We start from the raw sequence: 25,022 nt of genomic DNA, 5'->3' as shown, positions 1-25,022 counted from the left end.
CTTTTCCTCCGCTCCGTAAACTCCTTTAGGTGGGAATTTGTGGGGTAAAGTGGCGAAAAGGGGTGAGGCTGGCATGTTCCGTGGAGCAACGTTAGTCAATCTCGACAGTAAAGGCCGTTTGGCCGTACCGACGCGCTACCGCGACGGGCTGATCGAGGATGCTTCTGGTCAAATGGTGTGCACCATTGACATTCATCACCCGTGCCTGCTGCTTTATCCTTTGCCTGAATGGGAAATCATCGAGCAAAAATTGTCGCGTTTGTCGAGCATGAATCCCGTTGAGCGGCGCGTACAGCGCCTGCTTTTGGGGCATGCCAGCGAATGTCAGATGGATAGCGCCGGACGATTGCTAATCGCGCCGGTGCTGCGGCAACATGCCGGGCTGACAAAAGAAGTGATGCTGGTCGGACAGTTTAATAAATTTGAACTGTGGGATGAAACGACCTGGTATCAACGGGTCAAGGAAGATATCGACGCTGAGCAGTCCGCTACCGGTGAACTGTCGGAGCGCCTGCAGGATTTGTCTTTATAAAATGATGGAAAATTTTAAACACACTACGGTACTTCTGGATGAAGCCGTTAACGGCCTGAATATTCGTCCAAATGGTATCTACATTGATGGAACCTTTGGCCGCGGTGGTCACTCGCGTCTGATCCTCTCCCAACTGGGGGCGGAAGGGCGCCTGCTGGCAATCGATCGCGACCCGACGGCTATTGCCGTTGCGCAAACCATCGATGACCCACGCTTTTCCATCGTACATGGTCCTTTCTCGCAGCTGGCTGACTACGTCGCCGAGCGCAATCTTACCGGCAAGATCGACGGTATCCTTCTCGATCTTGGCGTTTCTTCACCGCAGCTGGACGACGCGGAACGCGGGTTCTCCTTTATGCGCGATGGTCCGCTGGACATGCGCATGGATCCGACTCGCGGTCAGTCCGCCGCCGAATGGTTACAGACCGCCGAAGAAGCCGACATCGCCTGGGTCATCAAAACCTTTGGCGAGGAGCGTTTCGGTAAACGTATCGCGCGCGCGATCGTTGAGCGTAACCGCATTGAGCCGATGACCCGTACCAAAGAGCTGGCGGAAGTTATCGCGGCGGCGACGCCGGTGAAAGATAAGCACAAACATCCCGCGACCCGTACCTTCCAGGCGGTGCGCATCTGGGTGAACAGTGAACTGGAGGAGATAGAGCAGGCGCTAAAAAGCTCGCTCGGCGTGCTGGCCCCCGGTGGTCGGCTGTCGATTATCAGTTTCCATTCGCTGGAAGACCGCATTGTGAAGCGCTTTATGCGTGAGCAAAGCCGCGGTCCGCAGGTTCCAGCAGGGATCCCGATGACTGAAGAGCAGCTCAGGAAACTGGGCGGCCGTCAGTTGCGAGCACTAGGCAAGTTGATGCCGGGCGAAGAAGAGGTGGCAGAGAATCCACGCGCCCGTAGTTCAGTGCTGCGTATCGCAGAGAGGACGAACGCATGATCGGCAGAGTGACAGTAGCCTTAAGCAAAGTTAAAGGATCGTTAGGAAGCAACGAGCGCCATGCCTTGCCTGGCGTCATCGGGGACGATCTTCTGCGGTTTGGGAAGCTGCCACTCTGCCTGTTCATTTGCATCATCATAACGGCAGTGACCGTGGTGACGACGGCGCACCATACCCGTCTGTTAACCGCGCAGCGTGAACAATTAGTTCTGGAGCGTGACGCTCTGGATATTGAATGGCGCAACCTGATCCTCGAAGAGAACGCCCTTGGCGATCACAGTCGGGTTGAACGGATCGCGACAGAGAAGTTGCAGATGCAACACGTTGATCCATCACAAGAAAATATAGTGGTACAGAAATAAGGATTATTGCGACGCATGAAAGCAGCGCCGAAAACGCCAAAAGCAAAACGTCAGGAAGAACAGGCCAACTTTATCAGTTGGCGTTTTGCGTTGCTGTGCGGATGTATTTTAATCGCTCTCGCCTTCCTGCTTGGCCGCGTCGCGTGGCTGCAGGTTGTCAGCCCGGACATGCTGGTGCGTCAGGGGGATATGCGTTCCCTGCGCGTACAGGAAGTCTCCACCGCGCGCGGCATGATTACCGACCGCTCCGGCCGCCCGCTGGCGGTCAGCGTTCCGGTAAAAGCGATTTGGGCCGACCCGAAAGAGCTGCATGATGCGGGCGGTGTGACGCTCGATAACCGCTGGAAAGCGCTAGCCGATGCGCTGAACATGCCGCTGGATCAGCTGGCATCGCGCATCAACAGCAACCCGCGGATGCGTTTTATCTATCTGGCGCGTCAGGTGAACCCTGACATGGCCGACTACATCAGAAAACTGAAGCTGCCGGGGATCCATCTGCGCGAGGAGTCTCGCCGTTATTATCCGTCAGGCGAAGTAACCGCTCACCTCATTGGCTTCACCAACGTCGATAGCCAGGGGATTGAAGGGGTTGAGAAAAGCTTTGATAAATGGCTGACCGGTCAGCCGGGCGAACGTATCGTGCGTAAAGACCGCTATGGCCGCGTGATTGAAGACATTTCTTCCACCGACAGCCAGGCGGCGCATAACCTCGCGTTGAGCATCGACGAGCGCCTGCAGGCGCTGGTATATCGCGAACTGAATAATGCGGTGGCGTTCAACAAAGCGGAATCAGGCACCGCCGTTTTGGTTGACGTCAACACCGGTGAAGTGCTGGCGATGGCGAATAGCCCGTCGTACAACCCAAATAATTTCGCGGGTACCTCCAAAGATACCATGCGTAACCGCGCCATCACCGACGTATTTGAACCGGGTTCAACGGTGAAGCCGATGGTGGTGATGACGGCGCTGCAGCGCGGCATCGTCAATGAAAATACCGTGCTGAATACCATTCCATATCGAATTAACGGCCACGAAATCAAAGACGTGGCGCGCTACAGCGAATTGACCCTGACCGGGGTGCTACAGAAGTCGAGTAACGTCGGCGTTTCTAAGCTGGCGTTAGCGATGCCGTCCTCAGCGTTAGTAGATACTTACTCACGTTTTGGGCTTGGAAAGGCGACCAATTTGGGGTTGGTCGGAGAACGCAGTGGCTTATATCCTCAAAAACAACGGTGGTCTGACATAGAGAGGGCCACCTTTTCTTTCGGCTACGGGCTAATGGTAACTCCGTTACAGTTAGCGCGAGTCTACGCAACGATTGGCAGCTATGGCATCTATCGCCCGCTGTCGATTACCAAAGTTGATCCACCGGTTCCGGGCGAGCGCGTGTTCCCGGACTCGCTCGTTCGTACCGTCGTTCACATGATGGAAAGCGTGGCGCTTCCCGGCGGCGGCGGCGTGAAAGCGGCGATTAAAGGCTATCGCATCGCCATTAAAACCGGTACGGCGAAAAAAGTGGGGCCGGATGGCCGCTACATCAACAAATATATTGCTTACACCGCAGGCGTTGCGCCCGCCAGCCACCCGCGTTTCGCGCTGGTGGTGGTGATCAACGACCCGCAGGCAGGTAAATACTACGGTGGCGCCGTTTCCGCGCCGGTATTCGGTGCCATCATGGGCGGCGTACTGCGCACCATGAACATCGAACCGGATGCGCTGGCAACGGGCGAAAAAAGTGAATTTGTGATTAATCAAGGCGAGGGAACAGGTGGCAGATCGTAATTTGCGCGACCTTCTCGCTCCGTGGGTGCCAAATGCGCCGGAGCGAATTCTGCGAGAGATGACGCTGGACAGCCGCGTGGCGGCGTCCGGCGACCTCTTTGTCGCGGTACAGGGTCATCAGGCGGACGGGCGTCGTTATATCCCGCAGGCGATAGCGCAAGGTGTTGCTGCCATTATTGCTGAGGCGCAGGGCGAGGCCGCAGACGGCGAAGTTCGCGAGATGCACGGCGTGCCGGTCATCTACCTTAGCCAACTGAACGAGCGGTTATCCGCGCTGGCCGGGCGTTTTTATCATCAACCTTCGCAGCAGATGCGCCTGGTGGGCGTCACCGGTACTAACGGTAAAACCACCACGACTCAACTGCTTGCGCAGTGGGCGAAACTGCTCGGCGAAACCAGCGCGGTGATGGGTACCGTCGGTAACGGCCTGCTGGATAAAGTGGTGCCAACCGAAAACACCACCGGCTCTGCGGTTGATGTTCAGCACGTGCTTTCCGGTCTGGTAGGGCAGGGGGCGACTTTCGGCGCGATGGAAGTCTCTTCTCACGGGCTGGTTCAGCACCGCGTGGCGGCGCTGCAGTTTGCCGCCTCGGTGTTTACCAACCTGAGCCGTGACCACCTCGACTACCATGGCGACATGGAACATTACGAAGCGGCGAAATGGCTGCTCTATTCCACCCACCATTGCGGCCAGGCCATCGTCAACGCCGACGATGAAGTGGGGCGTCGCTGGCTGGCGAAACTGCCGGATGCGGTGGCGGTGTCGATGGAAGATCATATCAATCCGAACTGCCACGGCCGCTGGCTGAAGGCGACCGCGGTCAACTATCACGACAGCGGCGCGACCATTCAGTTTGACTCGAGCTGGGGCAAGGGCGAAATCGAAAGCCGCCTGATGGGCGCCTTTAACGTCAGCAACCTGCTGCTGGCGCTGGCGACGCTGCTGGCGCTGGGCTATCCGCTGGCGGACCTATTGAAAACCTCTTCGCGTTTACAGCCGGTGTGCGGCCGCATGGAAGTGTTCAGCGCGCCGGGCAAACCGACCGTGGTGGTCGATTACGCCCATACGCCTGACGCGCTGGAAAAAGCGCTGCAGGCCGCGCGTCTGCACTGTAGCGGCAAGCTGTGGTGCGTCTTCGGCTGCGGCGGCGACCGCGACAAGGGCAAACGCCCGCTGATGGGCGCTATCGCGGAAGAGTTTGCCGATATCGTGGTCGTTACCGACGATAACCCGCGTACCGAAGAGCCGCGGGCGATTATTAACGACATTCTGGCCGGCATGCTTGATGCCGGGCAGGTGAAGGTGATGGAAGGCCGCGCGGAAGCGGTGACCAGCGCGGTGATGCAGGCGAAAGCGAACGACGTTGTGCTGGTCGCGGGCAAAGGCCACGAAGACTATCAGATAGTCGGCAACCGCCGTCTGGATTACTCCGACCGCGTTACCGTCGCGCGTCTGCTGGGAGCGGTAGCATGATTCGCTTTACATTAAGCCAGCTCGCCGATATCACCCGCGGCGAACTGCAGGGTAGCGATATCGCTATCGATGACGTGACGTCCGATACCCGCAAAGTCACGGCGGGTTGCCTGTTTGTGGCGCTGAAAGGCGAGCGTTTCGACGCGCATGATTTTGCCGAACAAGCGAAAGCGGCGGGCGCAGGCGCGCTGCTGGTTAGCCGCCAACTGGCCTGCGATTTACCGCAGGTGGTGGTGAAAGATACCCGTCTGGCTTTTGGCGAGTTAGCGGCCTGGGTGCGTCAGCAGGTGCCGACCCGCGTCGTTGCGCTCACCGGTTCGTCCGGTAAGACCTCGGTCAAAGAGATGACCGCGGTGATCCTCAGCCAGTGCGGTAATACGCTGTATACCGCCGGTAACCTGAATAACGATATCGGGGTACCGATGACGCTGCTGCGTCTGAACAAAGATCACCAGTATGCGGTGATTGAACTTGGCGCCAACCACCAGGGCGAAATCGCCTGGACCGTCAGCCTGACGCGTCCGGAAGCGGCGCTGGTCAACAACCTCGCCGCCGCGCACCTCGAAGGCTTCGGCTCGCTGGCGGGCGTGGCAAAAGCCAAGGGCGAAATCTTCACCGGCCTGCCGCAAAACGGCATCGCGATTTTGAATGCCGACAATAACGACTGGCTGAACTGGCAGAGCGTGATTGGCGATCGCAAAGTGTGGCGCTTCTCGCCGAACGCGGCGAACAGCGACTTCACGGCGACCAATGTTCATATCACCAGTCATGGCACCGAATTTACGCTGCGGACCCCGTTCGGCAACGTCGACGTACTGCTGCCGCTGCCGGGGCGCCATAACATCGCTAACGCGCTGGCGGCAACTTCGCTGGCGATGGCGGTAGGCGCCGATCTGGCCGCGGTGAAAGCTGGACTGGCGCAGCTGCAAGCGGTGCCGGGACGTCTGTTCCCGATCCAACTGGCGGAAAACCAGCTGCTGCTGGATGACTCCTACAACGCCAACGTCGGTTCGATGACCGCCGCGGTACAGGTGCTGGCGGAAATGCCGGGCTTCCGGGCGATGGTGGTCGGCGATATGGCTGAACTCGGCGCGGAAAGCGCGGCCTGTCATCGCGAAGTGGGCGAAGCGGCGAAAGCGGCGGGCCTGGATTGCGTACTCAGCGTCGGTTCACTGAGCGCGGATATCAGCAGCGCCAGCGGCGTGGGCGAACATTTTAACGATAAAGCCGCCGTGGTAGCTCGCCTGCGCGAGCTGCTGGCAGAGCATAAAATCATGACCATTTTAGTGAAGGGTTCACGTAGTGCCGCTATGGAAGAGGTAGTACGCGCATTACAGGAGATTGCGACATGTTAGTATGGCTGGCCGAACATCTGGTCAAATATTATTCCGGCTTTAACGTCTTTTCCTATCTGACGTTTCGCGCCATCGTCAGCCTGCTGACCGCGCTGTTCATCTCGTTGTGGATGGGCCCGCGTATGATCGCCCGTCTGCAAAAACTGTCTTTCGGTCAGGTCGTTCGTAACGACGGCCCGGAGTCCCACTTCAGCAAACGCGGGACCCCGACCATGGGCGGGATTATGATCCTCACCGCGATTACTGTTTCCGTCCTGCTGTGGGCTTATCCGTCCAATCCATACGTCTGGTGCGTGCTGACGGTATTAATCGGCTACGGCATCATCGGGTTTGTCGATGATTACCGTAAAGTCGTGCGTAAAGACACCAAGGGCCTGATTGCCCGCTGGAAGTATTTCTGGATGTCGGTAATCGCGCTGGGCGTGGCGTTCGCGCTGTATCTGGCGGGGAAAGACACCCCGGCGACCGAGCTGGTAGTGCCGTTCTTTAAAGACGTGATGCCGCAGCTGGGACTGTTCTACATCCTGCTGGCTTACTTCGTTATCGTCGGTACCGGCAATGCGGTCAACCTCACCGACGGCCTCGACGGCCTGGCGATTATGCCGACCGTCTTCGTCGCCGCCGGCTTTGCGCTGGTAGCGTGGGCCACCGGTAACATGAACTTCGCCAACTACCTGCATATTCCTTATCTGCGTCACGCCGGCGAGCTGGTTATCGTCTGCACGGCGATTGTCGGCGCGGGCCTGGGTTTCCTGTGGTTTAACACCTACCCGGCGCAGGTCTTTATGGGTGACGTCGGTTCGCTGGCGCTCGGCGGCGCGCTGGGCATTATCGCCGTACTGCTGCGTCAGGAGTTCCTGCTGGTGATTATGGGCGGCGTTTTCGTCGTGGAAACCTTGTCGGTTATCCTGCAGGTCGGCTCGTTCAAGCTGCGCGGCCAGCGCATCTTCCGTATGGCGCCGATTCACCACCACTATGAACTGAAAGGCTGGCCGGAACCGCGCGTTATCGTGCGCTTCTGGATTATTTCGCTGATGCTGGTGCTGATTGGCCTGGCGACGCTGAAGGTACGTTAATCATGGCAGATTATCAGGGTAAAAAAGTCGTCATTATTGGGCTGGGCATGACCGGCCTGTCATGCGTGGACTTTTTCATGGCGCGCGGCGTAACCCCGCGCGTGATGGATACCCGCGTCGCCCCTGCCGGGCTTGATAAGCTGCCGGAAGCCGTTGAGCGCCACGTGGGCGGCCTTAACGACGACTGGCTGCTGGCGGCGGATCTGATTGTCGCAAGCCCGGGGATTGCTCTGGCGCACCCTTCACTGAGCGCGGCGGCGGATGCCGGAGTGGAAATCGTCGGCGATATCGAGCTGTTTTGCCGCGAGGCGCAGGCGCCGATTATCGCCATTACCGGCTCTAACGGAAAAAGCACCGTCACTACCCTGGTGGGCGAGATGGCGAAGGCGGCGGGCGTGAACGTCGGCGTTGGCGGCAATATCGGCCTGCCGGCGCTGATGCTGCTGGATCCGGCGCGCGAACTGTACGTGCTTGAACTTTCCAGCTTCCAGCTGGAGACGACCTCCAGCCTGAAAGCCGTCGCGGCAACCATCCTCAACGTGACTGAGGACCATATGGACCGCTATCCGCTGGGGCTGCAGCAGTATCGCGCGGCGAAACTGCGGGTCTATGAAAATGCTAAAACCTGCGTGGTGAATGCCGATGACGCGCTGACCATGCCGGTACGCGGCGCTGACGAACGCTGCGTCAGCTTCGGCGTCGATGTCGGAGACTATCACCTTAACCGCCAGCAGGGCGAAACCTGGCTGCGGGTGAAGGGTGAGAAAGTGCTGAACGTGAAAGAAATGACCATCAGCGGCCAGCACAACTACAGCAATGCCCTGGCGGCGCTGGCGCTGGCGGATGCCGCGGGCTTGCCGCGCGCCAGTAGCCTGAAGGCGCTGACCACCTTCACCGGCCTGGCGCACCGCTTCCAGCTGGCGCTGGAGCATAACGGCGTGCGTTGGATCAATGACTCCAAGGCGACCAACGTCGGCAGTACCGAGGCGGCGCTGAACGGCCTGCATCTCGACGGTACGCTGTATCTGCTGTTGGGCGGCGACGGTAAATCCGCCGACTTCACGCCGCTGAAACGCTATCTTGGCGGCGAGAACGTTCGTCTGTACTGCTTCGGCCGCGACGGCGCTCAACTGGCGGCGCTGCGTCCGGAAATCGCGGTACAAACCGAAACCATGGAACAGGCGATGCGGCAAATCGCTTCGCAGGTTAAAACAGGCGATATGGTCTTACTGTCGCCGGCCTGCGCGAGCCTGGACCAGTTTAAAAACTTTGAACAACGGGGTGATGTCTTTACCCGTCTGGCGAAGGAGTTAGGTTGATGCGTTTCTCTCTCCCACGCCTGAGAATGCCACAGCTGGGCCTGCCCCGGTTGAAGCTGCCGCGACTGCCGGGGATGTTTATTTTCGCCTGGCTGTTCGCCGCTCTGAAAGGTTGGGTGATGGGCTCACGCCCGAAAGATAACGATAGCCTGGTCATGTATGACCGGATGCTGCTGTGGCTGACCTTCGGCCTGGCGGCTATCGGTTTTATCATGGTGACCTCGGCCTCGATGCCGGTCGGACAGCGCCTGGCGAACGATCCGTTCCTGTTTGCTAAGCGTGATGGTTTGTATATTGTGCTGGCTTTCGCGCTGGCGATGATTACGCTCCGTCTGCCGATGGAGTTCTGGCAGCGCCACAGTACCGCGATGCTGATCGCCTCGATTGTGATGCTGCTGATCGTACTGGTGGTGGGGAGCTCGGTTAACGGCGCCTCGCGTTGGATCGCGCTCGGGCCGCTGCGTATTCAGCCGGCGGAGTTTACCAAGCTATCGCTGTTCTGCTACATCGCCAACTATCTGGTGCGTAAAGCGGATGAGGTGCGTAACAACCTGCGCGGCTTCTTAAAGCCGATGGGCGTGATTTTCGTGCTGGCGATTCTGCTGCTGGCGCAGCCTGACCTCGGTACGGTAGTCGTACTGTTCGTCACCACGCTGGCGATGTTGTTCCTGGCCGGCGCGAAACTCTGGCAGTTCATCGCCATTATCGGCATGGGGATCTCGGCGGTGGTGCTGCTGATCCTCGCCGAACCGTATCGTATTCGCCGCGTCACCTCCTTCTGGAACCCGTGGGAAGACCCGTTTGGCAGCGGCTATCAGCTGACCCAATCGCTGATGGCCTTTGGCCGCGGCGAGATGTGGGGGCAGGGCCTCGGCAACTCGGTGCAGAAACTGGAGTATTTGCCGGAAGCGCACACCGACTTTATCTTCGCCATTATCGGCGAAGAACTCGGTTATATCGGTGTGGTACTCGCGCTTTTAATGGTATTCTTCGTCGCCTTTCGCGCCATGTCGATTGGCCGCAAAGCGCTGGAGATTGACCACCGCTTCTCCGGCTTTTTGGCCTGTGCTATCGGCGTGTGGTTTAGCTTCCAGGCGTTGGTTAACGTCGGAGCGGCGGCGGGGATGCTGCCGACCAAAGGTCTGACCCTGCCGTTGATTAGTTATGGTGGCTCCAGTCTGCTGATTATGTCGACGGCCATTATGTTTTTATTGCGAATAGATTATGAAACGCGCCTCGAGAAAGCGCAGGCGTTTACACGGGGTGTTCGATGAGCGGTCAGGAAAAGCGGTTAATGGTGATGGCGGGCGGCACTGGCGGACATGTGTTCCCGGGGCTGGCGGTCGCGCACCATTTAATGGACCAGGGCTGGCAGGTTCGCTGGCTCGGCACCGCCGATCGTATGGAAGCGGATTTAGTGCCGAAACACGGCATTGATATCGATTTTATTCGCATCTCCGGCCTGCGCGGCAAAGGGTTAAAAGCGCAACTGTTAGCGCCGGTGCGGATCTTCAACGCCTGGCGACAGGCGCGGGCGATCATGAAGCGTTTCCAGCCGGATGTGGTGCTGGGCATGGGCGGTTATGTTTCCGGGCCTGGCGGTCTGGCGGCATGGTCGCTCGGGATCCCTGTGGTGCTGCATGAACAAAACGGGATTGCCGGCCTGACCAATAAATGGCTGGCGAAGATTGCGAAGAAAGTGATGCAGGCGTTTCCCGGCGCCTTCCCGCACGCAGATGTCGTGGGGAATCCGGTGCGTACTGACGTTCTCGCGCTACCGCTGCCGGGACAGCGTCTGGTGGGGCGGCAGGGGCCGATTCGCGTGCTGGTGGTCGGCGGCTCTCAGGGCGCGCGCGTGCTGAACCAGACTATGCCGCAGGTGGCCGCGAAGCTCGGCGATGCGGTGACCATCTGGCATCAGAGCGGGAAAGGCGGCATGGATACCGTGCGCCAGGCGTACGCCGCCGCCGGTCAGTCGCAGCATAAAGTGACTGAGTTTATTGATGATATGGCGGCAGCCTATGCGTGGGCCGATGTGGTTGTTTGTCGTTCCGGCGCGCTGACGGTCAGCGAAATCGCTGCCGCAGGTTTACCGGCATTGTTCGTCCCGTTCCAGCACAAAGATCGTCAGCAGTACTGGAATGCGCTGCCGCTGGAAAAAGCCGGCGCGGCGAAAATTCTCGAACAACCCGAGTTCACGGCGGATGCCGTGGCGGCTACCCTGGCCGGTTGGGATCGGGAAACCCTGATGGATATGGCGGAACGAGCGCGTGGCGCTTCGATTCCGGATGCTACCGAGCGGGTAGCGGAAGAGGTCAGCGCCGTAGCTTTGGCGCGCTAATCGCGGTGATTTTCACCGCCCGAATAAAGAAGTTGATGGCGTAAAGAATGAATACACAAGATTTGGCAAAACTGCGTTCCATAGTGCCCGAGATGCGTCGCGTCCGGCACATTCACTTTGTCGGCATCGGCGGTGCCGGTATGGGCGGTATTGCCGAAGTGTTGGCGAATGAAGGCTACCAGATTAGCGGCTCCGATCTTGCGCCGAATCCGGTGACTCAGCAGCTGTCGCAGCTTGGCGCCACCATTTATTTCAACCATCGCCCGGAAAACGTGCGCGATGCCAGCGTTGTCGTGGTGTCCAGCGCGATCTCCGCGGATAACCCGGAAATCGTCGCCGCGCACGAAGCGCGCATTCCGGTGATCCGCCGCGCGGAAATGCTGGCGGAACTCATGCGTTTCCGTCACGGGATTGCGATTGCCGGTACGCACGGCAAAACCACCACCACCGCGATGGTATCCAGCATTTACGCCGAGGCCGGCCTCGATCCGACCTTCGTCAACGGCGGGCTGGTGAAGGCGGCGGGTGTGCATGCCCGTCTTGGCCATAGCCGCTATCTGATTGCGGAAGCGGATGAGAGCGATGCGTCGTTCCTGCATCTGCAGCCGATGGTCGCCATTGTGACCAACATTGAAGCTGACCATATGGATACCTATCATGGCGACTTCGAGAACCTGAAGCAGACCTTTATTAACTTCCTGCACAACCTGCCGTTCTACGGGCGCGCCGTGATGTGCGTGGATGACCCGGTGATTCGTGAACTGCTGCCGCGCGTCGGCCGCCAAATCACCACCTATGGTTTTAGCGATGACGCCGACGTACGCATTGAAGAGTATCGTCAGGTCGGCGCGCAGGGCCATTTCCGCCTGGTACGCCAGGACAAAGAGGTCATGCAGGTGACGCTGAACGCACCGGGTCGCCACAATGCGCTTAACGCTGCCGCGGCCGTTGCCGTCGCGACGGAAGAGGGCATTGAAGACGAGGCGATTCTGCGCGCGTTGGAAAGTTTCCAGGGCACCGGCCGCCGCTTCGACTTCCTTGGCGAATATCCGCTGGCGGAAGTCAACGGCAAGAGCGGTAGCGCGATGCTGATCGACGATTACGGTCATCACCCGACGGAAGTCGACGCCACTATCAAAGCGGCGCGTGCCGGCTGGCCGGATAAAAATCTGGTGATGGTATTCCAGCCGCACCGTTATACCCGTACTCGCGATCTGTATGATGATTTCGCCAACGTGCTGACCCAGGTCGATGCGCTGCTGATGCTGGATGTGTATCCGGCGGGTGAAGCGCCGATTCCAGGCGCCGATAGCCGCTCGCTGTGCCGTACGATCCGCGGTCGCGGCAAAGTTGACCCGATTCTGGTTTCCGATCCGGCGCAGGCCGCGGAGATGCTGGCGTCGGTATTGACCGGCGACGATCTGGTGCTGGTGCAGGGCGCCGGCAACATAGGAAAAATCGCACGTCACCTGGCTGAAATCAAACTGGTACCGCAAAAAACGGAGGAGGACCGCCATGGCTGATAAAATCGCGGTTCTCTTCGGCGGAACCTCCGCTGAACGTGAAGTCTCGCTGAATTCAGGCGCGGCGGTGTTGGCCGGGCTGCGTGAAGGCGGGGTGGATGCCCACCCGGTCGATCCGCGCGACGTTGATATCACCCAGCTAAAAAACATGGGCTTTCAGAAAGCGTTTATTGCCCTGCACGGGCGCGGCGGCGAAGATGGCACGCTGCAAGGCCTTCTTGAGCTCATTCAACTGCCGTACACCGGTAGTGGCGTAATGGCTTCCGCCATTTCGATGGATAAACTGCGCAGTAAATTACTGTGGCAGGGGGCGGGATTACCGGTCGCGCCATGGGTTGCATTGACCCGCGCCCAGTTCAACGCAGGACTTTCTGCTGGCGTTAGTGAGCAGATTGCGGCGCTGGGGCTGCCGGTTATCATCAAGCCGAGCCGCGAAGGGTCAAGCGTCGGGATGTCGAAAGTTAGCGAAAGTTGTGCAATGCAGGATGCATTGGCGCTGGCTTTTCAGCATGATGATGAAGTTCTGATTGAGAAATGGCTTAGTGGCCCGGAATTTACCGTCGCTATCGTCGGTGAAGAAATTTTACCGTCAATTCGTATCCAGGCGGCTGGAACCTTCTATGATTATGAGGCGAAGTATCTCTCTGATGAGACGCAATATTTCTGCCCTGGTTTTGAGGAACCTGCCCGCGAGACAGAAATCCAGAGCCTGGTGCTTAAAGCCTGGAATGTTCTGGGTTGCAAAGGATGGGGACGTATTGACGTGATGCTGGACAGCGATGGCCAGTTTTATCTGCTGGAAGCGAACACCTCACCGGGGATGACCAGCCATAGTCTGGTGCCGATGGCGGCCCGCCAGGCGGGGATGAGCTTCTCGCAGCTTGTTGTACGAATTCTGGACCTGGCGGGGTGATATGTCGCAGGCGGCGCTGAATACGCGGAACCAGGAAGAAGAGTCGATTGCTTCTTCGCGTCGGAATAATGGAACCCGGCTGGCAGGTATCGTTTTCCTGCTGGCGGTGTTGTGTACCGTGTTGGTCAGCGGATGGATGGTTCTTGGATGGATGGAAGATGCGCAGCGTCTGCCGTTGTCGAAAATGGTCGTCACCGGCGAACGTCACTACACGCGTAACGATGATATCCGTCAGGCTATTCTGGCGTTGGGCTCGCCGGGCACTTTTATGACTCAGGACGTCAATATCATCCAGAGTCAAATTGAGCGCCTGCCGTGGATTAAACAGGCGAGCGTAAGAAAACAATGGCCCGATGAATTGAAGATTCATCTGGTTGAATATGTGCCGATTGCGCGCTGGAATGATCAACATATGGTAGACGTCGAAGGAAATTCTTTCAGCGTGCCGGCGGATCGTACCAGCAAACAGAACTTACCGATGTTATACGGCCCTGAAGGCAGCGAAAATGAAGTGCTGCAGGGATACCGCGACATGGGGCAGGTGCTGGCAAAGAATAAGTTCACGTTGAAAGTGGCGGCAATGACCGCGCGTCGCTCCTGGCAGTTGACGCTTAATAACGATATTAAGCTCAACCTTGGCCGCGGCGACACCATGAAACGGCTTCAGCGCTTTATGGAACTCTACCCGGTTCTTCAGCAGCAGGCACAGACCGACGGCAAACGGATAAGCTACGTTGATTTGCGCTATGACTCGGGTGCGGCGGTAGGTTGGGTACCTGCTCCCGTAGAGGAAAATAATCAACAACAGAATCAGGCACAGGCAGAACAACGATGATCAAGGCGACGGACAGAAAACTGGTAGTTGGACTGGAGATTGGCACCGCGAAGGTTGCCGCTTTAGTAGGGGAAGTTCTGCCCGACGGTATGATTAATATCATTGGCGTGGGCAGTTGCCCATCGCGCGGCATGGATAAAGGCGGGGTGAATGACCTCGAGTCGGTAGTGAAATGCGTACAGCGCGCTATCGACCAGGCTGAACTGATGGCCGATTGCCAGATCTCATCAGTGTATCTGGCGCTTTCAGGCAAGCATATTAGCTGTCAAAATGAGATTGGCATGGTGCCTATCTCCGAAGAAGAGGTGACGCAGGATGACGTGGAGAACGTCGTTCATACCGCGAAATCGGTACGCGTACGCGACGAGCATCGCGTACTGCACGTCATCCCGCAGGAATACGCCATCGACTACCAGGAAGGTATTAAAAACCCGGTAGGGTTATCCGGCGTGCGTATGCAGGCGAAGGTACATCTGATTACCTGCCATAACGATATGGCGAAAAACATTGTTAAAGCGGTTGAACGTTGTGGTCTGAAAGTTGACCAACTTATTTTCGCCGGTTTAGCGGCCAGTTATTCCGTATTAACGGAAGACGAACGTGAGCTGGGTGTCTGCGTAGTGGACATCGGCGGTGGTACAATGGATATCGCCGTGTATACCGGCGGCGCGCTGCGTCACACCAAAGTGATCCCTTACGCGGGCAACGTGGTGACCAGCGACATCGCCTATGCCTTCGGTACGCCGCCGAGCGACGCCGAAGCCATCAAGGTTCGTCACGGTTGCGCATTAGGTTCAATCGTCGGTAAAGACGAAAACGTGGAAGTACCGAGCGTGGGCGGACGTCCGCCGCGTAGCCTGCAGCGTCAGACGCTGGCAGAGGTGATTGAACCGCGTTATACCGAACTGCTCAATCTGGTTAATGAAGAAATCCTGCAGCTGCAGGAACAGCTCCGTCAGCAAGGGGTCAAACACCATCTGGCGGCGGGGATTGTTTTAACCGGCGGCGCCGCGCAAATCGAAGGCCTGGCGGCCTGCGCGCAGCGCGTGTTCCATACGCAGGTACGCATTGGCGCGCCGCTGAACATTACCGGTTTAACGGATTACGCTCAGGAGCCGTATTATTCGACGGCGGTTGGGCTGCTGCACTACGGAAAAGAGTCACATCTCAGTGGTGAAGCAGAAGTCGAAAAACGCGTGACGGCGTCAGTGGGCTCGTGGATTAAGCGACTCAACAGCTGGCTGCGAAAAGAGTTTTAATTTTTTAAGAGAACGCAGACAATTAGCGTTCTCAGGCGACAGGCACAAGACGGAGAGAAACTATGTTTGAACCTATGGAACTGACCAACGACGCGGTGATTAAAGTCATCGGCGTCGGTGGCGGCGGCGGTAATGCCGTTGAACACATGGTGCGCGAGCGCATTGAGGGTGTTGAATTCTTCGCGGTGAACACCGATGCGCAGGCGCTGCGTAAAACGGCTGTTGGCCAGACTATCCAGATCGGTAGCGGTATTACCAAAGGTCTGGGTGCAGGCGCGAACCCGGAAGTTGGCCGTAATGCGGCTGACGAAGACCGTGAAGCGCTGCGCGCTGCGCTTGATGGCGCGGACATGGTCTTTATCGCGGCGGGTATGGGCGGCGGTACCGGTACCGGTGCGGCGCCAGTGGTCGCGGAAGTGGCGAAGGATCTGGGTATCCTGACCGTTGCGGTCGTCACTAAGCCATTTAATTTCGAAGGCAAGAAGCGCATGGCGTTTGCTGAGCAGGGGATCACCGAGCTGTCCAAGCACGTTGACTCACTGATCACCATCCCGAACGACAAGCTGCTGAAAGTACTGGGTCGCGGTATCTCTCTGCTTGACGCTTTCGGCGCGGCGAACGACGTACTGAAAGGCGCGGTGCAGGGTATTGCCGAACTGATTACCCGTCCGGGTCTGATGAACGTCGACTTCGCGGACGTTCGTACCGTGATGTCGGAAATGGGCTACGCAATGATGGGCTCCGGCGTGGCGAGCGGTGAAGACCGTGCGGAAGAAGCGGCTGAAATGGCTATCTCTTCTCCGCTGCTGGAAGATATCGATCTGTCCGGCGCGCGTGGCGTACTGGTCAACATCACCGCTGGCTTCGACCTGCGTCTGGATGAGTTCGAGACCGTCGGTAACACTATCCGCGCCTTTGCTTCGGATAACGCGACCGTGGTTATCGGTACCTCTCTGGACCCGGATATGAACGATGAACTGCGTGTGACCGTTGTTGCCACCGGTATCGGTATGGACAAGCGTCCGGAAATTACCCTGGTGACCAACAAACAGGTACAGCAGCCGGTAATGGATCGCTACCAGCAGCACGGTATGGCTCCATTAACTCAAGAGCAGAAACCGGTCGCGAAAGTGGTGAACGACAATACTCCGCAAACCGCGAAAGAGCCGGATTATCTGGATATTCCAGCTTTCCTGCGTAAGCAAGCCGATTAAGAATTGGCTGGAAGTTGGGCATCTGCGCTCTTTGTGCTAAACTGCCCTGCCGAATGTATAGTACACTTCGGTTGGATAGGTAACTTGGCGAGATTATACGATGATCAAACAAAGGACTCTTAAACGTATTGTTCAGGCGACTGGTGTCGGTTTGCATACCGGCAAGAAAGTCACGCTGACTTTACGCCCTGCGCCGGCAAATACCGGGGTCATCTATCGTCGCACCGACTTGAATCCACCGGTTGATTTTCCGGCTGATGCCAAATCTGTGCGTGATACCATGCTCTGTACTTGCCTGGTGAACGAGCATGACGTGCGGATTTCTACAGTCGAGCACTTAAATGCCGCACTGGCTGGCCTGGGCATCGACAACATTATTGTTGAAGTCGATGCGCCGGAAATCCCGATTATGGACGGTAGCGCCGCTCCGTTCGTTTATCTGTTGCTGGATGCCGGCATCGATGAACTGAACAGCGCCAAGAAATTTGTGCGTATCAAAGAGACGGTTCGCGTTGAAGATGGCGACAAATGGGCTGAGTTTAAGCCGTACAATGGTTTTTCGTTGGACTTTACCATCGACTTTAACCATCCGGCGATTGACTCAAGCACCCAACGCTATGCGCTGAACTTCTCGGCTGATGCGTTCATGCGTCAGATTAGCCGTGCTCGTACTTTCGGTTTCATGCGTGATATCGAATATCTGCAGTCCCGTGGCCTGTGCCTGGGCGGCAGCTTCGATTGTGCCATCGTTGTTGACGATTATCGCGTACTGAACGAAGACGGTCTGCGCTTTGAAGATGAGTTTGTACGCCACAAAATGCTGGATGCGATCGGTGACCTGTTTATGTGTGGTCACAACATTATCGGCGCATTCACGGCGTTCAAATCCGGTCACGCGTTAAATAACAAACTGCTGCAGGCTGTTCTGGCAAAACAGGAAGCCTGGGAGTATGTGACCTTCGAAGACGACGCAAAACTGCCGCTGGCATTCCGCGCACCGTCAATGGTTCTGGCGTAAGCCTGACCATTCAGTAAATTCGACTGGTAACCTGGTACTCTCTCCGTCCAGGGAACCAGTCGTTTTTCTTTTTAGCCTCCCCAAACCGCTTTTCACTGCGTTTCGCTGGCAATAACCTGTGCGCGTTCGCTGCTTTATTAAGCGTTTTACCGCAGCATTAGCGTTCATTCCTGCTGTCTCGGCGCGGTATTAATGTTAGTATTTGGGCGCAAAATTTTTCTCTGGGTTGCTTTATCCTGTCGATTTCAGGCTGTACTGCGAAGACCGCCAATAAAATGGACCGCCTGAAAGGACGCAGGAATACCAACTAAAGGTAAAGAAAGTGAGTGGATTGCTGACGCGTTGGCGACAGTTTGGCAGACGGTATTTTTGGCCGCATCTCCTGTTGGGGATGGTCGCGGCTAGCCTCGGCCTGCCTGCGCTTAACAACAGCCACGAAACCACTACGCCGGCGAAAGCCACGGCCAGCAACCATAACCCGAATAAAGTTAATTTCTCCCAGCTGGCGCTGCTGGAGGCCAACCGTCGGCCGAATTTTACCGTCGATTACTGGCATCAGCATGCGATTCGCACCGTCATTCGCCATCTGTCGTTCGCGATGGCGCCGCAGGCTTTGCCGGTGGCGGAAGAATCGTCGCCGCTTCAGGCTCAGCATCTGGCCCTGCTCGATACGCTCAGCGCGCTGCTGACCCAGGACAGCAGACCGCCGGTGGTTATCCGCCAGGCAGCTTATATCCCTTCCTCTTATTCTGTCTTCCGCGTCAGCGCCTGGATAAGCCAGGTAGCGGGGATCCGCGCAGGGCCTCAACGTCTCAGCTGAAAATAAACACGGACCATCCTATTTTTTTACTCCGCACTGCGGGGCGTTTGAGATTTTATTATGCTAATTAAAATGTTAACTAAGGTGTTCGGTAGCCGTAACGACCGTACGCTGCGTCGTATGCGCAAAGTCGTCAATATCATCAACGGTATGGAACCGGCGATGGAAAAGCTCTCTGATGATGAGCTGAAAGCCAAAACCGGAGAATTCCGCGCGCGTCTGGAGAAAGGTGAAAGTCTGGAAAGCCTGATCCCGGAAGCTTTTGCCGTGGTGCGCGAAGCGAGTAAACGCGTCTTCGGTATGCGCCACTTCGACGTGCAGCTGCTGGGCGGTATGGTATTGAACGACCGCTGCATCGCGGAAATGCGTACTGGTGAAGGTAAAACCCTGACCGCGACCCTGCCGGCCTACCTTAACGCGCTGACCGGTAAAGGCGTTCACGTCGTTACCGTCAACGACTATCTGGCGCAGCGTGACGCCGAAAACAACCGTCCGCTGTTCGAATTCCTCGGTATGAGCGTGGGCATCAATATGTCCGGCCTGCCTGCGCCGGCGAAGCGTGAAGCCTACGCGGCCGACATCACCTACGGTACCAACAACGAATACGGCTTCGATTATCTGCGCGATAACATGGCGTTCAGTCCGGAAGAGCGCGTACAGCGTAAGCTGCACTATGCGCTGGTGGATGAGGTGGACTCCATCCTGATCGACGAAGCGCGTACCCCGCTTATCATTTCCGGCCCGGCTGAAGACAGCTCCGAAATGTATCGCAAGGTGAACAAAATTATTCCGCACCTGATCCGCCAGGAAAAGGAAGACTCCGACACCTTTACCGGTGAAGGCCACTTCTCCGTGGACGAGAAAGCTCGCCAGGTTAACCTGACCGAACGCGGTCTGGTACTGATCGAAGAGCTGCTGGTGCAGGAAGGCATCATGGAGGAAGGCGAATCGCTGTATTCTCCGACCAACATTATGCTGATGCACCATGTTACCGCCGCGCTGCGCGCCCACGCGCTGTTTACCCGTGACGTTGACTACATCGTGAAAGATGGCGAAGTCATCATCGTCGATGAACACACCGGCCGTACGATGCAGGGGCGTCGCTGGTCCGATGGCCTGCACCAGGCGGTAGAAGCCAAAGAAGGCGTGGAGATCCAGAACGAGAACCAGACTCTGGCATCCATCACCTTCCAGAACTACTTCCGTCTGTACGAGAAGCTGGCGGGGATGACCGGTACCGCGGATACCGAAGCCTTTGAATTCAGCTCAATCTATAAACTGGATACCGTTGTCGTCCCGACTAACCGTCCGATGATCCGTAAGGATATGGCCGATCTGGTCTATATGACCGAAGCGGAAAAAATTCAGGCGATTATCGAAGATATTAAAGATCGTACCGCCGCCGGTCAGCCGGTGCTGGTCGGTACTATCTCAATCGAAAAATCTGAAGTGGTTTCCCGCGAACTGACGAAAGCCGGCATCAAGCACAACGTCCTGAACGCCAAGTTCCACGCCAGCGAAGCGGATATCGTCGCCCAGGCGGGTTATCCGGCTGCGGTCACCATCGCTACCAACATGGCGGGGCGTGGTACCGATATTATGCTCGGCGGTAGCTGGCAGGCAGAAGTCGCCGCGCTGGAAAATCCAACGCCGGAGCAGATTGAAAAGATCAAAGCTGACTGGCAGGTGCGCCACGATGCGGTACTGGCCGCAGGCGGTCTGCACATCATTGGTACCGAGCGTCATGAATCCCGCCGTATCGATAACCAGCTGCGTGGCCGTGCTGGCCGTCAGGGTGATGCCGGTTCTTCCCGCTTCTACCTGTCGATGGAAGATGCCCTGATGCGTATCTTCGCCTCCGATCGCGTATCCGGCATGATGCGTAAACTGGGGATGAAGCCGGGCGAAGCTATCGAGCACCCGTGGGTGACCAAAGCGATTGCTAACGCTCAGCGTAAAGTGGAAAGCCGCAACTTCGATATCCGTAAACAGCTGCTGGAATATGATGACGTCGCCAACGATCAGCGTCGCGCTATTTACACCCAGCGTAACGAGCTGCTGGATATCTCCGACGTGAGCGAAACCATCAACAGCATCCGCGAAGATGTCTTCAAAGCCACTATCGATGCGCACATTCCGCCGCAGTCGCTGGAAGAGATGTGGGATATCGAAGGCCTGCAGGAACGTCTGAAAAACGACTTCGACCTTGATCTGCCAATCAAAGAGTGGCTGGATAAAGAGCCGGAGCTGCACGAAGAGACCCTGCGCGAACGTATTCTGCAGAGCGCGGTAGAAACCTACCAGCGTAAAGAAGAAGTGGTTGGCGCCGAAATGATGCGTCACTTCGAGAAAGGCGTCATGCTGCAAACGCTGGATTCCCTGTGGAAAGAGCACCTGGCGGCGATGGACTACCTGCGCCAGGGTATTCATCTGCGCGGCTATGCGCAGAAAGATCCGAAGCAGGAGTACAAGCGCGAATCCTTCTCAATGTTCGCAGCCATGCTCGAATCGCTGAAGTATGAAGTCATCAGCACCCTGAGCAAGGTACAGGTGCGGATGCCGGAAGAAGTCGAAGAGATGGAACAGCAACGTCGCGAAGAGGCAGAGCGTCTCGCGCAGATGCAGCAGCTGAGCCACCAGGATGACGATACTCTGGCTGCCGCTTCGCTGGCGGAACAGACCGGCGACCGTAAAGTTGGGCGCAACGATCCGTGCCCGTGCGGTTCCGGTAAAAAATATAAACAGTGCCACGGCCGTCTGAGCTAAGGGCTGATAAAAAGCAAACCAGGGCGCAGATTTCTGCGCCTTTTTTATGGAGCTGATTTAATGAAAAAACTGCAAATCGCCGTCGGGATAATTCGCAATCCGCAAGGCGAAATTTTTATTACCCAGCGTGCCGCAGACGCGCATATGGCTAATAAACTGGAATTCCCCGGCGGCAAAATAGAATCAGGTGAGACGCCGGAACAGGCGCTGGTACGTGAACTGCAGGAAGAAGTCGGGATTACGGTGACGACGTCCACGTTGTTCGACAAACTGGATTATCAGTTCCCTGACCGCCATATCACGCTATGGTTCTTCCTGGTGGAAAACTGGCAAGGCGAGCCGTGGGGCAAAGAAGGGCAACCGGGGCAGTGGATGGCGCAGCAGGCGCTGGATCCGCAGGCATTTCCGCCGGCGAACGAGCCGATTATCAATAAACTTATTACGCTTGCCTGAGCGCCGTGCAACCCGGCGCCAGCCTGAAATGCTAATCCGGATCGTCCCGGATTAGCGATAGGGAAGGTTACTGCTGCGGCTCGCTCCAGTCATCGCTATCAGACAAGTCGCCGGAACTGGGTATACGTTTCTCTTCCGCCGCCCACTCGCCAAGATCGATAAGCTGGCAACGCTTCGAGCAAAACGGGCGAAAGGGGCTTTGTTCGCTCCAGACGACGTTTTTACCGCAGGTTGGGCAGTTAACGATAGTCTCTTCTGACATAGTATCTCCTTAGCAACAAGCCAGTTCAAAATCAAAGCGTTCCGGCACGATGCCATGCTCGCTGTCCAGCGGCAGGAAACGGATAGCGAAGCGGCTTTTATGGCCGGAAATTTGCGGATACAGCTGGCTTGCGAGATCCAGGCGCAGGCGCAGCAGATCGGCATCGTCGCCGTTATCCTGATAAAAGCCATTGAGGCTGGTTTGCTTACGGAAAGGCGCAGAGTTACGAATCAAATCAAGGATCAACTCCAGCGACTGCATCAGCGGCGTCAGGCTCGCTAACCATCTCGCCACCTGCTCATCACGATATTCCTGCGGCATATGCAGCCAGATATGTAGCGTTGGTAAATCAAAGCCGCAACAGCCGCCGGGGATGCTCAGACGCTGGCGCACCAGGCCAATCAGTCGATCTTCACGAAGAAACTGGCCAATGCGCGGAGCGGAAATCAAGGTGCTGCCGGACTGTTTAAGCTGCTGACGCAGAGCATCAATACGCTGCTGGTCGACACCGGGCACTTCGGCCCAGGTTTGTAATTTCCGCTGTTGTCGCTCCAGCTCTTTCAGCAGATCGGTACGCACTTCACCGCGTTCCAGCACATCCAGGAGATCGCCGGTATTGCGGAAAAAATGGAGGGCGTCCGCGTAGCTGGCGATGGTGGGGCGAGAAGAGAGCTGCTGAAATAAAAATTCAATGCGCAGCCAGGTGCGCATTTTCTCATTGAGCGGATGTTCGAAGAGAACAGGGGTATGCATTACGATTTTTCCTGTGAGGCGGCCTGCGATGCCAGCATTAAATACTTTTCGTGCAGGCGGGCGACGTGGGATGCGACGGCATCCGCGGAGCCCATGTTTTCAATAACATCATCCGCTGCGGCAAGACGCTGTTCGCGCGTCGCCTGGGCGGCAAGAATATGTTCAGCGTGTTCGCGACTGACCCCATCGCGGCGCATGGTGCGCTCGATTTGCGTCTCTTTCGGCACATCGACAACCAGCACGCGATCGGCTTTATCGGTCAGGCGGTTTTCGACCAGCAAGGGTACGACCCAGAGGAGATAAGGCGAGGTTGAGGCCTGCATCTGACGGCGCGTTTCTTGCTGAATCAGCGGATGCAGCAGCGCGTTAAGCCAGGCCTTGTCCTCGCTATGAGCAAAAATACGCTCGCGCAAGCGGCGGCGATTCAGGCAGCCATCGTCGTTGATCATCTGTGGACCAAATCTTTCGGCGATGGCGAGCAGGGCAGGTGTACCGGGTTCTACAACCTGGCGCGCAATAATATCGGCGTCGATAACGGTTACGCCCAGGTGAGCAAATTCGTCGGCAACGGTACTTTTACCGCTACCGATGCCGCCTGTTAACGCTACCGTATACCCCATACACTTCAATCCCGATGTCACATTATTGTTCAAAACCCTGGCGATTCACCACGCCCGTCAGGCGCCGGGGAAAGCTTAATCGAGATTTTGCTAAATCGAAAAAGTATCCATAATGTGAATCGTTACTTTCTTTATATATGAAAATCAATTGGTTAAAAATGATGCACTGGTAAGGAAAGCACACGAGCGTGTTTTTCGCTATTCACCAGGTAAATTTAAACGATTGTAGCGTAAAAAAAGTGAAAATCGCAGTCTTGCGCGGCTATGATTCGTGCGTATGATAGCGTCACTGGAGTTGTGCTCTCACATTAATGCAATTAACCCCAGGAATTCGCACATGCGTATTGAAGAAGATCTGAAGCTAGGTTTTAAAGACGTTCTTATCCGCCCGAAGCGCTCTACCCTCAAAAGCCGTTCTGATGTTCAGCTGGAACGTGAATTCACCTTTAAGCATTCAGGCCAGACCTGGTCCGGCGTACCGATTATCGCTGCTAACATGGATACCGTCGGCACCTTCAGCATGGCGAAAGCCCTGTCCGCTTTTGGAATTCTGACCGCCGTGCACAAGCACTACAGCGTTGAAGAATGGCAGGCGTTTGTGCAGAGCGAATCCGCAGAAGTGCTGCAGCATGTGATGGTGTCCACCGGCACCTCTGACGCGGACTTTGAAAAAACTCAGCAGATCCTGGCGCAGAATCCGCAACTGAACTTTGTGTGCATCGACGTGGCTAACGGCTACTCTGAGCACTTTGTTCAGTTCGTGGCGAAAGCCCGCGCCGCCTGGCCGCAAAAAACCATTATTGCCGGCAACGTAGTGACCGGTGAGATGTGTGAAGAACTGATTCTTTCCGGCGCTGATATCGTTAAAGTCGGCATCGGCCCTGGCTCCGTCTGTACTACCCGCGTGAAAACCGGCGTTGGCTACCCGCAGCTGTCTGCGGTGATTGAATGCGCCGATGCCGCGCACGGTCTCGGCGGCCAGATCATCAGCGATGGCGGCTGTACTATGCCGGGCGATGTCGCGAAAGCTTTTGGCGGCGGCGCCGATTTCGTGATGCTCGGCGGGATGCTGGCGGGCCACGAAGAGAGCGGCGGTACCGTGGTTGAAGAGAACGGCGAAAAATTCATGCTGTTTTACGGTATGAGCTCTGAATCGGCGATGACTCGCCACGTCGGCGGCGTCGCGAAGTACCGCGCGGCGGAAGGCAAAACCGTTAAGCTGCCGCTGCGCGGCCCGGTTGATAATACCGCGCGCGACATCCTCGGCGGCCTGCGTTCAGCATGCACCTATGTCGGCGCTTCCCGCCTGAAAGAGCTGACCAAACGCACAACCTTTATCCGCGTCCAGGAACAAGAGAACCGCGTGTTCAACAGCCTGTAAGGACGATGGCTGGCGCTTTAG

Annotated in this window: 23 protein-coding genes; 20 read left to right on the top strand and 3 right to left on the bottom strand. The window is 56.9% G+C overall.

What is annotated here, in order from left to right:
• The first annotated feature begins 73 nt into the window (after positions 1-73).
• The 19 genes from mraZ to mutT all read left to right on the top strand — a co-directional run bounded on the left by mraZ (position 74) and on the right by mutT (position 21,985).
• Positions 74-532 (top strand): division/cell wall cluster transcriptional repressor MraZ, encoded by a 459-nt coding sequence (gene mraZ, locus ABLV78_RS21075; protein WP_015368255.1) that lies wholly within the window; start codon positions 74-76, stop codon positions 530-532.
• Between the two features lies 1 nt (position 533).
• Complete coding sequence (rsmH, locus tag ABLV78_RS21070) at positions 534-1,475, top strand: 16S rRNA (cytosine(1402)-N(4))-methyltransferase RsmH (RefSeq protein ID WP_015368254.1); 942 nt, start codon at positions 534-536, stop codon at positions 1,473-1,475.
• Entirely contained in the window at positions 1,472-1,837 is a 366-nt protein-coding gene (gene ftsL / locus ABLV78_RS21065; RefSeq protein ID WP_015704398.1) for a cell division protein FtsL, read from the top strand. The genes rsmH and ftsL overlap by 4 nt, the downstream gene beginning before the upstream one ends.
• Positions 1,838-1,852: 15 nt before the next feature.
• The gene (gene ftsI / locus ABLV78_RS21060; RefSeq protein WP_045390005.1) at positions 1,853-3,619 is read left to right on the top strand and encodes a peptidoglycan DD-transpeptidase PBP3; all 1,767 of its coding nucleotides are present in this window, start codon (positions 1,853-1,855) and stop codon (positions 3,617-3,619) included.
• A complete protein-coding gene (gene murE, locus ABLV78_RS21055; protein WP_045376465.1) occupies positions 3,606-5,093 on the top strand; it encodes a UDP-N-acetylmuramoyl-L-alanyl-D-glutamate--2,6-diaminopimelate ligase in 1,488 nt (495 codons plus the stop codon). Before ftsI ends, murE begins: the two co-directional genes overlap by 14 nt.
• Positions 5,090-6,448, top strand: a complete 1,359-nt coding sequence (gene murF, locus ABLV78_RS21050; RefSeq protein ID WP_047042690.1) for a UDP-N-acetylmuramoyl-tripeptide--D-alanyl-D-alanine ligase — start codon at positions 5,090-5,092, stop codon at positions 6,446-6,448. The genes murE and murF overlap by 4 nt, the downstream gene beginning before the upstream one ends.
• Positions 6,442-7,524: a phospho-N-acetylmuramoyl-pentapeptide-transferase gene (mraY, locus tag ABLV78_RS21045; protein WP_004204335.1), complete on the top strand. Its 1,083-nt coding sequence runs from the start codon at positions 6,442-6,444 to the stop codon at positions 7,522-7,524. The genes murF and mraY overlap by 7 nt, the downstream gene beginning before the upstream one ends.
• Before the next feature lie 2 nt (positions 7,525-7,526).
• Positions 7,527-8,843 (top strand): UDP-N-acetylmuramoyl-L-alanine--D-glutamate ligase, encoded by a 1,317-nt coding sequence (gene murD, locus ABLV78_RS21040; RefSeq protein ID WP_047042687.1) that lies wholly within the window; start codon positions 7,527-7,529, stop codon positions 8,841-8,843.
• Entirely contained in the window at positions 8,843-10,117 is a 1,275-nt protein-coding gene (ftsW, locus tag ABLV78_RS21035) for a cell division protein FtsW (protein ID WP_045390013.1), read from the top strand. Before murD ends, ftsW begins: the two co-directional genes overlap by 1 nt.
• Positions 10,114-11,184, top strand: a complete 1,071-nt coding sequence (gene murG / locus ABLV78_RS21030; RefSeq protein WP_047042683.1) for an undecaprenyldiphospho-muramoylpentapeptide beta-N-acetylglucosaminyltransferase — start codon at positions 10,114-10,116, stop codon at positions 11,182-11,184. Before ftsW ends, murG begins: the two co-directional genes overlap by 4 nt.
• 47 nt (positions 11,185-11,231) lie before the next feature.
• Positions 11,232-12,707, top strand: coding sequence for a UDP-N-acetylmuramate--L-alanine ligase (gene murC / locus ABLV78_RS21025; RefSeq protein WP_020079611.1), 1,476 nt, complete (start codon positions 11,232-11,234; stop codon positions 12,705-12,707).
• Positions 12,700-13,620 (top strand): D-alanine--D-alanine ligase, encoded by a 921-nt coding sequence (locus ABLV78_RS21020; protein WP_045390016.1) that lies wholly within the window; start codon positions 12,700-12,702, stop codon positions 13,618-13,620. Before murC ends, ABLV78_RS21020 begins: the two co-directional genes overlap by 8 nt.
• 1 nt (position 13,621) lies before the next feature.
• On the top strand, positions 13,622-14,455 hold the full coding sequence (gene ftsQ / locus ABLV78_RS21015; protein ID WP_015368242.1) for a cell division protein FtsQ: 834 nt from the start codon (positions 13,622-13,624) through the stop codon (positions 14,453-14,455).
• Positions 14,452-15,714, top strand: a complete 1,263-nt coding sequence (ftsA, locus tag ABLV78_RS21010; protein ID WP_002888625.1) for a cell division protein FtsA — start codon at positions 14,452-14,454, stop codon at positions 15,712-15,714. The genes ftsQ and ftsA overlap by 4 nt, the downstream gene beginning before the upstream one ends.
• 62 nt (positions 15,715-15,776) lie before the next feature.
• On the top strand, positions 15,777-16,928 hold the full coding sequence (gene ftsZ, locus ABLV78_RS21005) for a cell division protein FtsZ (RefSeq protein WP_004857884.1): 1,152 nt from the start codon (positions 15,777-15,779) through the stop codon (positions 16,926-16,928).
• Positions 16,929-17,028: 100 nt separating this feature from the next.
• Entirely contained in the window at positions 17,029-17,946 is a 918-nt protein-coding gene (lpxC, locus tag ABLV78_RS21000) for a UDP-3-O-acyl-N-acetylglucosamine deacetylase (RefSeq protein ID WP_015368241.1), read from the top strand.
• 322 nt (positions 17,947-18,268) lie between these two features.
• Positions 18,269-18,766, top strand: coding sequence for a secA translation cis-regulator SecM (secM, locus tag ABLV78_RS20995; RefSeq protein ID WP_020079609.1), 498 nt, complete (start codon positions 18,269-18,271; stop codon positions 18,764-18,766).
• A gap of 60 nt (positions 18,767-18,826) precedes the next feature.
• Positions 18,827-21,532 (top strand): preprotein translocase subunit SecA, encoded by a 2,706-nt coding sequence (gene secA, locus ABLV78_RS20990; protein WP_032709883.1) that lies wholly within the window; start codon positions 18,827-18,829, stop codon positions 21,530-21,532.
• A gap of 60 nt (positions 21,533-21,592) precedes the next feature.
• Complete coding sequence (gene mutT / locus ABLV78_RS20985) at positions 21,593-21,985, top strand: 8-oxo-dGTP diphosphatase MutT (RefSeq protein ID WP_045390019.1); 393 nt, start codon at positions 21,593-21,595, stop codon at positions 21,983-21,985.
• A gap of 67 nt (positions 21,986-22,052) precedes the next feature.
• Here mutT and yacG read toward each other — a convergent pair whose 3' ends face one another.
• Genes yacG through coaE form a run of 3 tightly spaced genes read right to left on the bottom strand, consistent with a single transcriptional unit; the run spans position 22,053 to position 23,620 of the window.
• Positions 22,053-22,247, bottom strand: a complete 195-nt coding sequence (gene yacG / locus ABLV78_RS20980; RefSeq protein WP_015368237.1) for a DNA gyrase inhibitor YacG — start codon at positions 22,245-22,247, stop codon at positions 22,053-22,055.
• Between the two features lie 9 nt (positions 22,248-22,256).
• A complete protein-coding gene (gene zapD / locus ABLV78_RS20975) occupies positions 22,257-23,000 on the bottom strand; it encodes a cell division protein ZapD (RefSeq protein WP_032709885.1) in 744 nt (247 codons plus the stop codon).
• On the bottom strand, positions 23,000-23,620 hold the full coding sequence (gene coaE / locus ABLV78_RS20970) for a dephospho-CoA kinase (protein WP_045390022.1): 621 nt from the start codon (positions 23,618-23,620) through the stop codon (positions 23,000-23,002). The genes zapD and coaE overlap by 1 nt, the downstream gene beginning before the upstream one ends.
• 337 nt (positions 23,621-23,957) lie before the next feature.
• Here coaE and ABLV78_RS20965 point away from each other — a divergent pair, with 337 nt between their 5' ends.
• On the top strand, positions 23,958-25,001 hold the full coding sequence (locus ABLV78_RS20965) for a GMP reductase (RefSeq protein WP_047042678.1): 1,044 nt from the start codon (positions 23,958-23,960) through the stop codon (positions 24,999-25,001).
• Positions 25,002-25,022: the final 21 nt, after the last annotated feature.

This window comes from Klebsiella sp. CN_Kp075 (assembly GCF_040065055.2).
GTDB classification, from domain to species: domain Bacteria; phylum Pseudomonadota; class Gammaproteobacteria; order Enterobacterales; family Enterobacteriaceae; genus Klebsiella; species Klebsiella aerogenes.
Note: the sequence above shows the minus strand (reverse complement) of the source record. Positions and strands in the feature narration are given on the sequence as shown.